General features: G+C 62.4%; 11 protein-coding genes and 2 pseudogenes. 10 read left to right on the top strand and 3 right to left on the bottom strand.

From position 1 onward, the window contains the following. Positions 1 to 51 precede the first annotated feature (51 nt). Positions 52 to 1,242, top strand: a pseudogene (locus tag K323_RS28250) (ISAzo13 family transposase); the annotation flags it as partial. Here the strand turns inward: K323_RS28250 and K323_RS30145 are convergent. After that, positions 1,235 to 2,116 (bottom strand): tyrosine-type recombinase/integrase, encoded by an 882-nt coding sequence (locus K323_RS30145; protein ID WP_022887624.1) that lies wholly within the window; start codon positions 2,114 to 2,116, stop codon positions 1,235 to 1,237. The pseudogene K323_RS28250 and the gene K323_RS30145 sit on opposite strands and share 8 nt — an antisense overlap. Positions 2,117 to 2,260: 144 nt before the next feature. On the opposite strand from K323_RS30145, the gene K323_RS0123085 reads away from it, so the two are divergent. Genes K323_RS0123085 through K323_RS28265 form a run of 4 tightly spaced genes read left to right on the top strand, consistent with a single transcriptional unit; the run spans position 2,261 to position 7,196 of the window. After that, positions 2,261 to 3,688 (top strand): aldehyde dehydrogenase family protein, encoded by a 1,428-nt coding sequence (locus K323_RS0123085; RefSeq protein WP_022887625.1) that lies wholly within the window; start codon positions 2,261 to 2,263, stop codon positions 3,686 to 3,688. Between the two features lie 19 nt (positions 3,689 to 3,707). After that, positions 3,708 to 4,685, top strand: coding sequence for an aldo/keto reductase (locus tag K323_RS28260; protein ID WP_022887626.1), 978 nt, complete (start codon positions 3,708 to 3,710; stop codon positions 4,683 to 4,685). After that, positions 4,682 to 6,193, top strand: a complete 1,512-nt coding sequence (locus tag K323_RS0123095; RefSeq protein WP_022887627.1) for an FGGY-family carbohydrate kinase — start codon at positions 4,682 to 4,684, stop codon at positions 6,191 to 6,193. The genes K323_RS28260 and K323_RS0123095 overlap by 4 nt, the downstream gene beginning before the upstream one ends. A gap of 1 nt (position 6,194) precedes the next feature. Continuing rightward, positions 6,195 to 7,196, top strand: a complete 1,002-nt coding sequence (locus K323_RS28265) for an NAD(P)-dependent oxidoreductase (RefSeq protein ID WP_022887628.1) — start codon at positions 6,195 to 6,197, stop codon at positions 7,194 to 7,196. On the opposite strand, the gene K323_RS0123105 is transcribed toward K323_RS28265, so the two are convergent. Further along, on the bottom strand, positions 7,193 to 8,257 hold the full coding sequence (locus tag K323_RS0123105) for a LacI family DNA-binding transcriptional regulator (protein WP_022887629.1): 1,065 nt from the start codon (positions 8,255 to 8,257) through the stop codon (positions 7,193 to 7,195). The genes K323_RS28265 and K323_RS0123105 overlap by 4 nt on opposite strands. 228 nt (positions 8,258 to 8,485) lie before the next feature. Here K323_RS0123105 and K323_RS0123110 point away from each other — a divergent pair, with 228 nt between their 5' ends. The 5 genes from K323_RS0123110 to K323_RS28270 all read left to right on the top strand — a co-directional run bounded on the left by K323_RS0123110 (position 8,486) and on the right by K323_RS28270 (position 14,428). Then, positions 8,486 to 10,333, top strand: coding sequence for a glycoside hydrolase family 127 protein (locus K323_RS0123110; RefSeq protein WP_211219900.1), 1,848 nt, complete (start codon positions 8,486 to 8,488; stop codon positions 10,331 to 10,333). Positions 10,334 to 10,395: 62 nt separating this feature from the next. Continuing rightward, on the top strand, positions 10,396 to 11,670 hold the full coding sequence (locus K323_RS0123115) for an ABC transporter substrate-binding protein (RefSeq protein ID WP_026852037.1): 1,275 nt from the start codon (positions 10,396 to 10,398) through the stop codon (positions 11,668 to 11,670). A 106-nt stretch (positions 11,671 to 11,776) separates the two neighbouring features. Then, positions 11,777 to 12,658 carry a carbohydrate ABC transporter permease gene (locus K323_RS0123120; RefSeq protein WP_033373952.1) on the top strand — a complete coding sequence of 294 codons (882 nt, stop codon included), beginning with the start codon at positions 11,777 to 11,779 and terminating at the stop codon, positions 12,656 to 12,658. A 207-nt stretch (positions 12,659 to 12,865) separates the two neighbouring features. Further along, complete coding sequence (locus K323_RS0123125; RefSeq protein ID WP_245571047.1) at positions 12,866 to 13,528, top strand: carbohydrate ABC transporter permease; 663 nt, start codon at positions 12,866 to 12,868, stop codon at positions 13,526 to 13,528. Positions 13,529 to 13,564: 36 nt separating this feature from the next. Then, positions 13,565 to 14,428: an aldolase gene (locus tag K323_RS28270; RefSeq protein WP_022887634.1), complete on the top strand. Its 864-nt coding sequence runs from the start codon at positions 13,565 to 13,567 to the stop codon at positions 14,426 to 14,428. Between the two features lie 675 nt (positions 14,429 to 15,103). Here the strand turns inward: K323_RS28270 and K323_RS29655 are convergent. Further along, positions 15,104 to 15,472, bottom strand: a pseudogene (locus K323_RS29655) (ISAzo13 family transposase); the annotation flags it as partial. Positions 15,473 to 15,523: the final 51 nt, after the last annotated feature.

Consider the following 15,523-nt stretch of genomic DNA (forward strand, 5'->3'; position numbering starts at 1 on the left):
CGTGCCAGTAAATAAGCCGGTGTTTCGTGGTTTGGGCTTTATCGTTGTGTTATGGCCATTGGCGTAGGGGTTGAGGCGGCACTGCGGGCAAAGTTTGATTCACTCTTGCCGCATTTGGATGAGCGTCAACGTCGTCTGACGCTCGGCGCGGAAGCGCGGGTCCTGGGTCATGGTGGCGTCAAGCTCGTTGCCCGGGCGGCTGGGGCCAGTCCGACGACGGTGTCCAGGGGAGTGGCCGAGCTGGAGGCTGGTGAGGCTCCCTCGCCCCGGGTGCGCCAGCCCGGTGCTGGCCGTAAGCTCCAGACGGTCACAGACCCTGGGCTGGCCGAGGCGCTGCTGGGCTTGGTCGAGCCCGAAGAACGCGGGGACCCGATGTCGCCGTTGCGGTGGACGACGAAATCCACGCGCGCGTTGGCGACAGAGCTCACCAGCACTGGTCACCCAGTGTCGGCGTGGACGGTGGCGAACCTGCTGCGCGATCAGGGCTTCTCCTTGCAAGCAAACGCGAAACAGGTCGAGGGCTCCGCCCACGAGGACCGCGACACCCAGTTCAGATACCTCAACGATCAAAGCGCCACCCATGTCGCCGCGGGCCAGCCCGTGATCAGCGTCGACACGAAGAAGAAGGAACTCGTCGGTCTGTATAAGAACGGCGGGCGGCAGTGGCGGCCGGCCGGGGACCCGGTCAGGGTGAACGTGCACGACTTCGCCGACCCGGAACTGGGCAAGGCCAACCCCTACGGTGTTTACGACGTCACAGCCAACGACGGCTGGGTGTCAGTGGGCACCGATCACGACACCGCGGCATTCGCGGTGGAGACCATCCGCCGCTGGTTCGAGCAGGTTGGCTCACACGCCTACCCCGGAGTCGACCGACTGTTGATCTGCGCCGACGGGGGTGGCTCAAACGGTTACCGACTCCGTGCGTGGAAAACCCAGCTCGCCGCACTGGCCGAAGAAACCGGTTTAGCGATCACGGTCTGCCACCTCCCGCCAGGCACCAGCAAATGGAACAAGATCGAGCACCGACTCTTCAGCCACATCTCCATGAGCTGGCGCGGCAGACCCCTCACCAGCCACCAAGTCATCCTCGATCTGATCGGCGCCACCACAACCCGGACCGGCCTGAAAGTCCACGACAGCGTCTATCCCACCGGGATCAAGATCAGCGACAACCAGATGGCAGCCCTCCCCATCACCCGCCACGACTTCCACGGCGACTGGAACTACACCCTCAAACCCCACACATCACAATAACCTCGTTGAGCCGCTTCGCGACATCATTCAGATCGTCGTCGAATAGGTTGGCGTAGATGTCCAGGGTCATGGTGGCGGACGCGTGTCCAAGCATTTTCTGAACAGACTTGACGATGACGCCAGCTGAAATTGCAAGGCTGGCCGTTGTGTGTCGGAGGTCGTGGATGGTCATCGGTGGAAGTCCGGCCGAGCCGAGAGCGCGGTTGAGCCATGAATTGGCTCGGATTGTTGGCGTGGTCTGATGCGCGCCAAGCCGATCCGGGAAAAGAAAGTCATCTGGTTGCCGACTCTGGATCGCGTCGCGAAGGGAGAACGTCAGGAAAGGGCTATGAGGGACGGCTCGGCGCTTGTGAGCCTTGGGCGTCGCGACAATGACCTCGCCGGAAACCAGGACTGCGTTTTCCACCACATTCACTCTGTTGCGGTCGAAGTCCACGTTTCGGATGCGCAATGCGGTGGCCTCTCCCCATCGCAGTCCGGTGCATCCGAGGAACAGCATCAAAAGCTCGTGCTGTCCACTTGACTCGGCCAAGCGCCCAAGCTCATCGTGCGTTAGATACCGATGCTGGCGCGATACTTTTCGTGGGAGTCCAACACCGCGAGCCAGATTCGAGGGGATGCGACGATCCCGAACAGCGACATCGAGGACCGCGGCGAGGATGCCGTAAGCCCGGTGCACCAATGCTGGCGACTTAGGCTTCGTGTCCACGCCCCCATGGCTGAGTTCTGACACCCAGAGTTGCACGTCACTGCGTCGGACGGAACCGACAGGGTCTTCTGGCCGAGGTGATTGCCGGGATCCGCCAGCGCCGCACCGTATCCACTGGCAGCGTCTCAGCACGAACTCCTCGCCGTGCACGACCCCGGTTGCGGAGCAACCTCACCGAACTCTTAAGAAAGGACCACGAGGTGTTTGGCCAATCCACCGTGGCCTCACTATGATCAATACAAACGATTGTATTGGCCATCGGGGCTCGTTCGATCGGGACGACGAGGGATACACATGACGGAGCCATCACCGATCCGCGGGCTGTATATCGACGGGGAGTGGCGCGAGACCGGCGTGCTCGATATGCGCACCGATCGTTGGAATGGAGATACGCTCTCCGAGCTTCAACTCTCCGGAGCGCAGGAAGCGCGGCTCGCCGTAGACGCGGCGGCAGGGGCGTTCAGCACCGGATTGTCGGTGGCCGATCGATCTCGGATTCTCGCCAGGGTCGCCGCCGCGATCACAGAGCGTTCCGACGAATTCGCTGAGGCGATTCAGCGCGAGACGGGCAAGCCGATCAGCGCTGCCCGAGTCGAAGTTGCACGAGCTGCGGGAACCCTGGCCTACGCGGGCGAGGAAGCCCGGCGGCTTCCCGGAGAGCGGGTGCCCCTCGACGCTGTCGATGCGGGGGAGGGAACGCTAGCCGTCACCATCCCTACGGCGCGAGGAGTCGTCGCGGCGATCACTCCGTTCAACTTTCCCCTGAACCTGGTTGCCCATAAGGTCGGCCCGGCGCTTGCGGCGGGATGTCCCGTCGTCCTCAAACCATCTGACAAGGCACCCCTCGCGGCCATTCTGCTCGTCGAGGCGTTTGAGAGCGCAGGCCTTCCCGCGGGCTGGCTGAACCTGGTGCACGGACCGGCGGAACCCATCGTTGATTCCTGGTTGGATGACGATCGTGTCGCGGTGATCAATTTCACGGGCTCCGCAAAAATCGGCTGGCAGCTGAAGGCGCGCTCACCACGAAAGATGCACATCCTCGAGCTCGGGTCGAACAGCGCCATGTACGTATGTGCTGATGCAGATCTTGACCGTGCCGTCGACGATGCAGTCGTCGCCGGATTCGCCAACTCTGGCCAAGCGTGTATTTCGCTTCAGCGTCTCTATCTGGATGTCGCAATCGCGGAGGACTTCCTTGCACGGTTGAGCGTCAAGGTAAGCGGCATTCCCTTCGGCGATCCCTTGGATGAATCCACCATCGTTGGGCCTCTGGTCATCGATGAAGCGGCCGTGAGGGTCGGCGAGCTGATCGACGCAGCGGTCGGGGCCGGTGCCCGGCTTCTTGTTGCCGGTGCTCGTACGGGTTCGGTGGTTGCTCCGACACTTCTGGCGGACGTTTCAGATGACGATCGCGTGATGCGCGACGAGCTGTTCGGCCCGGTCGTCGCGGCAGCAACAGTCACCGATCGCGACGATGCGGTATCCCGGATCAACGACAGCCAGTACGGCTTGAACACCTCGATTTACACTCGCGAGATCGCCGCGGCGCTTGATTTCGCGGGCCGAATTCGTTCAGGCAGCGTGCTAGTCAACATGCCACCGTCGTTCCGTGCGGATCACATGCCGTACGGCGGGGTCAAGGATTCTGGACAAGGTCGCGAAGGTGTGCGCTATGCCGTCGCCGAGCTCGTCGACATGAAGCTAGTTGTCATCAAAGGCTGATGACGCAGGAAAGGAAGTCATGACCTCGCTCAACACACCTCACATCGGAGCCCTCGGGTTCGAGCCGACACGCGTCGGCCTCGGCTCCTGGGCGATGGGTGGCGGCGAATGGGTTTCAGCCTGGGGTGCGCAGGACGACTCGTCATCGGTGAGCACAATTCGCCACGCTGTCGAGTGCGGCGTTAACTGGATCGACACCGCTGCCGTGTATGGCCTGGGGCACGCTGAAGAGGTCGTCGCCGAAGCGCTCGCACCGTATTCGGACGCCGACCGCCCCCGCGTGTTCACCAAGGGAGGAATGGTGTGGGACGAGTCGGACCGCACGGCGCCATCGCGCAGAATGGGCGATGAGACGACCCTCCGTAGTCAGGTCGACGCGTCCCTACGCCGATTGGGAGTCGATGCCATCGACGTCTACTTCATGCACTGGCCGGCGACCGCTGAGGCCGTCGAAGAATATTGGCAGACCCTGGTCTCGCTTCGGGCTGAGGGAAAACTTCGTGCGATCGGGCTGTCGAATCACACCGTGGAGGACCTCGACAAGGCAGAGGCGATCGGGCACATTGATGTGATTCAGCCCCCGTTCTCGGCGGTGGTCCCGAGTGCGGCGCGCGACCTGTTGCCGTGGAGTGTCGCCCACGACACCGCGGTGGTCGTGTACAGCCCGATGGGGTCGGGACTGCTGACAGGGGCCTTCTCCCGCGCTCGGGTAGCTGCCCTCCCGGAGAACGACTGGCGACGTCACAGCCCTCTGTTTACCGATCAGCTCGACGCGAACCTCGCCGTCGCCGATGCGATGGGCGAGATTGCCAGCAGACGCGGCACAACCGTGTCCGCCGTGGCTGTCGCCTGGACGCTGGGGTTCCCCGGTGTGACGGCGGCCATCGTGGGAGCGCGTGATCCCCGCCAGGTCGACGACTGGATCTCCGCGGGCGACCTCGTGCTCACTCCCGAGGAGTATGCATCCGTGCCGACTGAAGCGCGCCCGGGGTCGTGACCTCATACGTCCTCGGCATTGACAGCGGGAGCACCGCCGTCAAGGTGTCGGTTTTCGACCCGAACGGGCGGGTGGTTTCTCGCGGATCGGCCCCGACCCCGCGGGCCGAGGTCGGGGCCGGGCGAGTCGAGCGCAATCCAGACCGGCACTGGGACGCCGTTGCCGAGGCGGTGCGGAGCACCGTGCGAGCGTCATCAATCGATGCACGGCGGATCAGCGCGATCGGTCTCGCCGGGCAAGGCGATGGTGTTCAGTTGGTCGACCAGGCTGGCGAAGCACTCGGCGCGGCGATCCTCTCCTCCGACACCCGCGCAACCGGCGTGGTCGAGCGGTGGGCCGCTGACGGCACCCTGGATACCCTGCGCGCACTGACCGGTCAGATTCCGTTTCCGGGATCGCCGGCTCCGCTGCTGCGATGGTTGCTCGATACCGATCCCGATGCGCTTCGCGACGCGAGCTGGCTGCTGAGTGCGAAAGACTGGCTGCGGCTGCGGATGACCGGTCAGATCCACACCGATCGAACGGATGCGTCGGCGTCATTTGCGGATGCGGACACGCATGAGTATTCCCCCGAGGCGCTCAGCGTCACCGGGCTCGAGTCGGTGTCTCGTTTGCTGCCCCCCATGATCGAGCCATGCGACGTCAGTGGCGCTCTGACCGTTTCGGCAGCTGAACAGATGGGGTTGGTCGAGGGGACGCTCGTTGTCGCCGGCGTGCATGATGTCGCTGCGACATTGCTCGGTTCGGTGGGGCTCCAGATCGGCCACCTGTGCGTGATTGTCGGCACCTTCGGTGTGAACGTGATGCTCACGCCCCTGGCGCTGCGGTCGGCATCACTGAATACGCGTTCGGGTCCGACGGCCGGGCTGTGGACCGCACGGCGCACGTCCCGGGCATCGACGGCGAACGTCGAGTGGATGGGCCGGATCATTTCGCCCTCGGGAGATCGCGACGAACTCACCCGTGCAGCCCTGAAGCGTGCGATCGCAGTGGCGGCGCCGTACGAGCCGCCCACGTATATCCCGTTCCTGTTCGGCGGAAACGCGGGTCAGCCGGATTCCGCGTCGTTCTTCGGGCTGAGAAGTTGGCATACGGTCGACGACCTCGCTCGTGCGGTCGTGGAGGGCGTGATCTTCAATCATCGCCACGACGTACACGTGATCGCGGAAGAGCTGGCGGTGAAGAGCATCCATCTCGCGGGTGGTGTTGTCCACGATGCGGGGTGGCGCCAACTCTTCGCCGACGCGTTTGGTCGGCCCATCTCGTTTGCGCCGGGCGACGACGCCGGCACCCGTGGCGCGGCCATGTGCGCGGCGGTCGGCGCGGGCTGGTTTGCGGAACTGAGCGAGGCCACACGCGCCTTCGCCCCCCGGCTTGAGTACGTCGCGCCCGGTGCAGAAACCGAGCCGCTCGAACGACGCTTCGCGATCTACCAAGACGCGGTGGAAGTCGCAAAGGGCTTCGACGCCAGGCGCTCCGCCTCCACACTGACCCCAGAAGGACGCTAACGTGCCTGATATTCTGCTCGTGATCGGTGATCCGTTGATGTCAGGAGCGCAGCTGGCCGAACATGCTCGCATACTGCTCGGCACTCGATTCGAGGTTCGTGTCCTCGACTGGGAGCTGCCGCTCGAGGGCATCATTGCAGCCAACCTGGCGATCGAGAAGGGCGGTGCGGACGCTGTTCCGGCGACGGTGGCGACAGATCCGGAGACAAACGAGCGCGTCGTCGCTGTTCTCACGCAGTTTTTCCCGCTCTCGCGGGCAACCCTGGCACAGTGGCCCCGGCTGCGAGCGGTGGCAACGCTGCGAGCCGGCACGGAAAACGTCGATGTGGACGAATTGCGTCGCCGTCACATCCCCTTCACCGCGAATGCAGGACGCAATGCGAATGCTGTTGCCGAACTCGGCGTCGCTCTCATTCTCGGCGTCTTGCGCAATGTCGGTGAGAATCATCACGCGGTGCGCGCAGGTGGGTGGCGCCCCGCCAGGCCGGTTCTGGGGCATCGGGAGCTCAGTGGTCGTACTGTCGGAATTGTGGGGTTCGGCGCCGTCGGTCGGCTAGTGGCACGGCGCCTCAGCGGATTCGATGTGAACATCGCGTATTACGATCCTTACGCAGAATCCGGCGACAACAGTGTGATGGGACTCTCCTTGGATGCGCTTCTGAAACAGTCAGACGTGATCACCCTGCACGCTCGTGCGCTCCCCGATAATCGTGCCATGATCGGTGTGCGCGAACTGGACCTGATGCGACCAGGTGCCGTCCTGGTGAACACTGCCCGCGCCGAGCTTGTCGACGAAGGCGCGCTAATCGAATGCCTGGCGGACGGGCGGTTGTCGGCGGCCGCGCTGGATGTGTTTTCGGTGGAGCCTCTGCCGGCCGATCATCCGCTGAGGACGATGCCGAATGTCATGCTGTCCCCGCATCTTGCGGGGAGTACGGTCGAGGCTCGTTCTCGTGCCCCTCGCCTGATCGCGGAGAAATTGAGCGCGTTACTGGGAGATTAGGTTCGTGGCGGCGCAGTCGACTCGCGCGGCACGATCTCTGCAGCGCTGTCGATGATCACCCGCTGACCAGCCGCGCCATCCAGCCGATCGAACAGCATCTCGGCAGCCCGGCGGCCCAAGGCACGTTGGTCTAGGCGTACGGTCGTCAGCGGCGGTGAGGTGTGCGCGGCAACGAGGTGTTCGTCGATTGCGATCACGCTGACTTCACCGGGAACCGCAACGTTCAACTCGCGTAAAGCGCTGAGGGCTCCGATTCCTTCGACAAGACTGTCGACTGACAGGGCAGTCGGGTGCCCGGATGCGGAATTCATGATCGCGAACGTTGCCGCGCGTCCCCCATCGATGGTCCAAGCGCCGTCCGCACGCCAATCCGCAGGGATTTCAAGGCCATGGCGAATGAGCGCGGCGTTGAAGCCGCGTTCGCGTCGGATGCCGGTGTCGGTGGAGAGAGCTCCGGACACGTGCGCGACGGATCGGTGGCCCAGCCCGACGAGGTAGTCGACCATCGCCGCGGCATTGGCCTCTTCGTCGAAAAGGACGCTCGCCGTGGCATCGGGTGCGCCACGTTGCACCAGAACCGTTGGCAAGCCCAGCTGGTCCAGGCCACCTGTGATGCCGGTGTCGCTGGCGCTTCCGTACGCCACGAGAATGCCATCGACGCGGCCCTCTAGGCTGGCCAGTCGGGAATTCTGGTTGCTCGAGGAGGGATCAATTTCTGAGATGAGCAGCGTGAACCCTCGCTCCTCGCACACCTCCTGAGCGCCCCTCAATACCCGAGTGAATCCGAAGTTGTCCAGATCGGGCACGAGCATGGCGATGGCCTGCTGGCGTCCCAGCCGCAGCGCACGAGCCTGCTGGTTCGTTCGATACCCCAGTTCTTTCGCGACACGATTGACGCGCTCAACGGTCTCGGGTCGATAGTTGGCGGACTGGTTACGAATCAGCCGTGAGGCAGTCGACAAGTCGACACCCGCCGCGCGAGCCACATCGCTCAACTTGACACGTTGCCGACGTGTGCCGGAACCGGGGTCCGGAACCGGGTCGTTTGTCGGCTGGCTCATCGTTTCATTGTGTGGTGTGGATGCATCAGGCTCGTGCCAACTTTCATAGATTTCTCGATACAAACGTTTGTATTTTGTGATTTCTACCGTACAATCGATTGTATCGAGTACGTAGCCCTACTAGGAGACGACATGGCATCGCGACCCGTATCCGACCGCCCCAGAGCGGCGATCGTCATCCCCACCCCGAGCGAGAGGCTCGTTCAGCGCCCGGTCGAGCCTAGCCGGGTGACTATCACCGGGGGGATATGGGGCGCACGGCAGGCGCTCAATGCCACCGAGAGCCTGCGGAGCAACATCGACTCACTGGAAAACGACGGCGCCCTGGACAATTTGCGTCTGGCCGCGGGCGAAACAGGGTTCAACTATCGTGAACCGGTATTCATGGATGCCGCCGTTCACAAGACCCTCGACGCCGTCGTCTGGGAATGGAGCCGCACCGGGGACCCGGAACTCGTTGCCTGGATCGACAAGGTCGTCGACATCCTGGAACGCGCACAACTCGAAGACGGCTACCTGAACTCCTTCGTGCAGTATCTGCATCCTGAGGCCAGATACGCCAACCTTCGCCACAGCCACGAGATCTACTGCGGTGCGATCCTTATGTCGGCCGCGGTCGCCGCGGAGCGAACGGGCCTGCCCTCGGCAGGTCGCCTGATGGGAGTCGCCCGAAAGTTCGCGGATCACGTGGTGGCCGAATTCTTGGATGCGCGTCCGGAAATTGACGGCCACGAGGGCGCGGAGTTCTCTTTCATCGAGTTCTATCGCCACACGGGAGAACAGAAATATCTCGACCTTGCCAGCCAGTTCCTCCTGGGGCGGGGGACCGGGCGCGTAGACCCGAATGGGCGTCGACGCTACTTCCAGGACCATGAAACTGTCTTCGACGCCACCACCGAGGTAGGGCACGCGGTGCGCGCGATGTATCTCGAGACCGGTGTGCTCGACCTCTACTTCGAACGTGGTGACGAACGGCTACTCGCCGCCTCGATTGTGCGATGGGAGGACATGCTCGCGACCAAGACCTACCTCACCGGTGGCCTAGGTTCACGGCATGCGGAGGAGGCATTCGGGGACGCTTGGGAGCTGCCCTCCGACCGGGCATACGCGGAGACGTGCGCGTCGTATGCTGCGATTCTGTGGAACTGGCGACTGCTCATGGCAACCGGCCAGGCGCGTTTCGCGGAATTCATCGAACGCAGCCTCTACAACGTCATTGCGGCATCGACATCACTGGATGGGCGCCACTTCTTCTACGTGAATCCGCTGCAGCGCCGCGCCGACCACTTCGAGAGCGACGACGCCGGTAGACGACACACCTGGTTCGAGTGCCCGTGCTGCCCTCCGAATATCACCCGACTTCTCTCATCGCTCAGCGGTTACGTGGTCACGACGACGCCGGACACGCTGTTCCTGCACCAATTGATCCCCGCAACAGTCGATGTCGATGTCGATGGTCGATTCGCGGTGCGGGTCGAGACCGAGTACCCCTGGAGCGGTGCCGTCTCGATCGCAATCGACCAGGCGCCCTCTGGGCTGAGGACGATTGCGATTCGGCAGCCCTCCTGGGCACCCACCGGAATCGTCACCGTCGACGGAGGGCCGATTGAGGCATCCATCGACGATAGCGGGTATCTGAGCGTGACCGCCGAGTGGCAAGCTGGCCAAAACCTGGTTGTCGACTTTGAGCTGACAACTCGTGTGCTTGTGGCGGACGAGCGCATCGATGCTCTGCGCGGCACCGTTGCGTTCCAGCGTGGTCCGCTCGTGTACTGCTTCGAAGATGTCGATCAGCCAGACGGGGTCGACGTCGCCGATCTGCGCATTCCGTCGGGTGGGGCAGTTCGGGTGCGGCACGAACCGTCGTTCCCGATCATCGGCTCAACCGTGATCCTCGAGGTCGACGCGGAGCATGTGACGCCTGAAGAACGGGAAGGTTCGCCATATTTTGACATCGCTACGCGCACGGTGTCGCGGGGAACTCCCGTTGTTGCTACCGCCGTGCCGTACTTCCTGTGGGACAACCGCGACGGTCGAGGCATGCGTGTGTGGTTGCCGTCGATTCAAGATTCTTAGTATCCCTGTTCCATTCCGTGTAATGCAGTTTCTGCCCCTAACAATGACGTAGGAGATCGAGCATGAAAAGACCAAAAATAGTCGCATTTGTTGTGGCCGCCGCGGCGACGTTCGCCCTCGTGGGTTGTACTTCGGCCGCGCCGGCCAATGACGACGGTAAGACAGAGACGATCTCGATGTGGAGTCGCGATTCGACGAAAGGCTACATCGAAGACATCGTCAAGGCCTTCAACAGTTCGCAGAAAGGCGTCAAGGTCGAGCTGACGATCGTGCCGAACGATCAATTCGTGCAGAAGTTCGGTGCAGCCTCCGCGAGCGGCGATGCACCTGACCTCACGTCCCTGGACGTCTCGAGAATGCAATACTTCTCCTCGGTGGGGGCCCTGATGGACCTGACGAAGCGAACCGAAAAGCTCTCATACTTCAAGGACATGGCCCCGAGCCACATGAACGTCGCCGAATACGATGGCCAGGTCTACGGAGTGCCGTTCAGCGCGGAGGCATCCGTGCTCTTCCGCAACCTTGACCTGTTTGAAGCGGCAGGTCTCGACGCCGCAGCCGCTCCGACAAACTTTGCCGAGTTCAGCGCAAGCGCTCAGGCCGTGAGCGCGCTGGACCCGGAGACATTCGGGTACGTGTTCGCGGGTGCGTCCGGTGGTTCCAACCATTTCGGATCGGTTCCGTTCATCTGGGCAAGCGACGGCACTCTTCTCTCGGATGACGGCAAGGCGCACTTCGACTCGCCAGAAGTCACCGCATTCCTCAACCTCTACAAGGGCCTGTGGGATGCTGGCACAATCCCGGCATCCGCATCGTCGGACACGGGTGCAAACGCCACGCCTGCCTTCCTTTCGGGCAAGGTCGGCATGATCTCGAGCGGGGCGTTCTTCGTCAACCAGCTGCTCGCAACAGACCCCGGATTCAAGTGGGATATCTCCTTGATCCCCGGTGAAAAGGGTGGCACGGGCTCTTTCGCAGGCGGAGACAATCTCGCCATTCCGTCTGGATCGAGCAACGCCGATGCCGCGTGGAAGTTCATTGAGTTCGCCACCGACAAGCAGGCACAGACCATACTCGCGAAGATGGGTGTCGTGCCCGTCCGCACCGATCTGCTGGATGAGATCTACATCCCGCTCGACCCGCGTTTCGGCACTCTTGCGGAAGCCATGACCATCGGCACCACCCCGAAGACCATCTTCGGTACGGAGCTCTTCAGCGACAATCAGGGTCCATTGGCGACGATGATCAACCAATCGGTCTTCGGAGACGTGAGTATTGCTGATGCCCAACAGACGGCACAGAAGGCGGCCAAAACCATCATCGAAGCCGGCTCATGACCCAAGATATTGTTCCACGCCCGCGATGTGATTGGTCCAGCTGACGATGACACGCATCGATGCTGCTCCCCGGCTGACTAGAAAACCTGTCAGCCGGGGAAGCGGGATGGCATCAATCCGCCGGCGCCGAAGTGTCGCCGGCCTGCTGATGACGGCCCCTGCGATCATCGCGGTCAGCCTGTTCTTCTTCGTGCCGCTTGTGCTCGTCGTTTGGATATCGCTTCACCGGTGGCCGATTCTCGGGGCCAACAAGTTCTTGGGCATCGACAACTTTGTTCGTGCCTTCAACGACGAAGCGTTCATCAGCGCCGCGAGCTTCACAGCGCTGTACACGGTCATCATCACTCCTATTCTCTTTGTGATCGGCCTCACGCTGGCCTTGCTCGTGAGAAGGCAACGCCGCGGCGTCGGAATCTTCCGTACCGTCTTCTTTCTGCCCGTTGTCATCGGCTTGGCTGCGGCCAGCTACATCTGGGTGTGGCTGGTGCAAAGCGGTATCGGGCCGCTCCTGAACATCGCGGTTTGGCTGGGTCTCGTCGACAGCAACACCAACTGGCTGGCGAGCACTCAGGGGGCTTTGGGAGTCATTGTCGTGATGATCACCTGGAAGGCCGTCGGTATGCAGATGCTGCTGTTCATGGCCGGCCTGCAGTCGATCCCGGTTGAACTCGAGGATGCAGCCAAGGTCGATGGCGCGTCGCGGCTGCAGACGATGCTGTATGTATTCCTTCCGCTGCTACGGCCGACGATTGTTCTCATCCTGGTGTTCGGCGTGTCTCATTCTCTGCTCGCCTTCGACCAGTTCTACATCGTGACCGGCGGAGGACCAGCCCAATCGACCATCACAGCGGTCTTCTCGATCTACCGAGCGTCGTTCGTGTCGTTCGACCTGGGCTACGGATCGGCGCTGTCACTCATTGCGCTGGTTGTGCTCGCGATCGTCTCGGCCGTTCAGCTTCTCCTGCTTCGCAACAGCGACAACGATTAAGGATCACCGATGCGCTCGGCTCTCTCGGATCTGCGACGATCCCTCCCCCGTGTTTTTTGGTATGTCGCGTGTTCGGTGATCGCGCTGTTGTTTCTTTACCCACTGTTGGCAACCGTGCTGCAATCGGTCAAGTCTCCGACTGAGGCCGCAGCTGCTCCACCCACCTTGTTTCCGGAAACGTGGTCGCTCGACAACTACGCTGCGCTTGTGAGTTCGTCGGGGTCTCTCGACATCACCCGCAGCATCTTGATCAGTATTGTGATCGCTGTCGGCTCGATGGTCTTCACGACCATGCTTGCGGTGTTCGGAGGGTATGGTCTTGCGCGATTGAAATTCCCCGGCGCGAATGTTGTCTTCTTCATGATCCTGATCACGTTCATGATTCCCTTTCAGGCCGTGATCACTCCGCTCTACTTGGTGCTCGCGCAATTGAACCTCACCAACAGCCTGTTAGGCGTGATCCTCGTCATCGGAACATTCCAGTTGCCGTTCGGCCTGTTCATCATGCGCATCTCCTTCACTGCCGTCCCGCGCAGTCTCGAGGAAGCGGCGATGATCGACGGCTGCGGAATTCTTGCCACGCTGCGACGGGTGATGTTGCCGATGGCGCTTCCCGGGATACTCACGACCGCCCTATTCGGGTTCTTCGCCGGTTGGAACGAGTTCTTCGCCCCGCTGATTCTGCTGACGAATCAGAAGTTGTACCCGCTCACGGTTACGCTTTCCATTCTTCAGACCGGGCAGGAAGGCACCCTCAACTGGGGAGTGCTGCAGGCTGGCGTCGTCCTGACGATCGCACCCTGCATCCTGCTCTTCATCTTCCTGCAGCGCTACTACGTCAGCGGGCTTGTCAGCGGCGCCATCAAATGACCGGCCGTGCCCGTGAACCAACGAATGAGAGATCCAATGACTACGCCATCGATCAGTATCCTCGAACGCCCAGAAGGCGGATTTGCGATGCTAGCCCTCGACCAGCGCGAATCCATGAGAGACCTGCTTGCAGGCGGTAGGGAGGACGCGGACCTGCGTGCGTTCAAAGAGACCGCCGCATCGATTCTCGCGTCGACGGCGAGTGCAATCTTGTTGGATCGTCTGTACGGAGTGGGCGACACCGCCCCGGCTTGGGCTGCGTCGAATCCGTTGATTCTAGCTGCCGACCACTTTACTCAGGAACCCGGCAAACCCGTGAGCGTGAGCGATTTGGATGCCGATGTGACACCTGAGTTGATCGAGAAGGTCGGAGCGTCAGCTGTGAAGTTTCTGGCGCTGTGGAAACGCGGCGATGACCTCAATGAGCGGCGCGATTTGGTCGCTTCCTTTCTGGACTTGGCCCACCGTGCGAACGTTCCGGCCGTGCTTGAGGGAATCGTTCGACCCGACGGCGACGCTTGGGCCAGCCCTGAGGAACGAGACGATGCGATCGTCGAGGCGGCAGCCGAGTTTGCGGCGGCCGGCCCCGGCCTCTACAAGGCCGAGGTTCCTGGAGATCCCCGCGATCCCCAGTCGATCACAGCTGCGTCGGAGAGGATCACGGCTGCGATCGACTGTCCCTGGGTCATCCTGTCCAATGGTGTTCCCCCCGACGCGTTTCCTGACGCCGTTCAGGCCGCCTGTGCGGGCGGTGCGTCCGGCTTCCTCGCAGGGCGTGCCGTGTGGACGCAATCGGCAGTGTCGAGCGATCCGGCTGGATCGCTTGCGACGGATGCGCTGCGGCGGTTGCGTGCGATGCGCGATCGGCTGCCGGCGTCATCCACGGCGAGGGTCCGGTGACAGACGCGAGCCCGTGACACGTGTTCGGGCAGTTGGGTCAGCGCCCAGCTGCTACGCCCGATTTGGCCGACGCGTGCGACGACCAGCTCAGTCGTTGACTTCGGACGCAGGCCTCAGCGCATTGGTTCGGCGTATGCGAACCCTATAATATGGCACATAGTACCTATTTCTCGATTGAACACCGAGTTGACTGCGAGAGTTGGCGCGCAGCGGACAGAATTGCATCGTCGAACATCCACCGTCCTGTGTCAGGCTCCGGCTTGACCGACACCGTGGAGCTCGCTCAATCGGGGAGCGAGCATCACGAGTTGATCGATGGTGGTTGCGGGCATGGTGGGGCCGTTGAAGCGCAGCTAAAGGAGCAATATTGAACGCATCGACCGCTCGGCCGGCCCACTCCAACACGGGCCCAATCGGATTGAGCACGGCGGCACGCATCCGCGCGCTTCATCGCGATGAGATCGAGCTTCTACCGGGCCTGTACTCCAGCTGGCGCACTCGGAACCGAGAGCGCACCATTCCCCATGGCATCCGGATGCTCGAGGTTGCAGGCAACCTTGACAACGTACGCCGCTTGGCAGGGGAGTCGGACGCGCCATTTCGGGGGATGCTCTTCGCCGATTCGGACATCTACACGACGCTCGAGGCCGTCGCCTGGGAGCTCGGAACCGCGGCAGATGCCTCGCTCCGCGTGGATTTCGTCGTCCACCGCAACGGCGACATCGGGTCCCCGCGTTCTTCGGGCTCGACCAAGCCCAGCAGCGCCTCGGCCAGCCCAGGGTCTGTGACCGTCTGGAGCTTACGGCCAGCACCGGGCTGGCGCACCCGGGGCGAGGGAGCCTCACCAGCCTCCAGCTCGGCCACTCCCCTGGACACCGTCGTCGGACTGGCCCCAGCCGCCCGGGCAACGAGCTTGACGCCACCATGACCCAGGACCCGCGCTTCCGCGCCGAGCGTCAGACGACGTTGACGCTCATCCAAATGCGGCAAGAGTGAATCAAACTTTGCCCGCAGTGCCGCCTCAACCCCTACGCCAATGGCCATAACACAACGATAAAGCCCAAACCACGAAACACCGGCTTATTTACTGGCACG

This window comes from Glaciibacter superstes DSM 21135 (assembly GCF_000421145.1).
GTDB lineage: Bacteria > Actinomycetota > Actinomycetes > Actinomycetales > Microbacteriaceae > Cryobacterium > Cryobacterium superstes.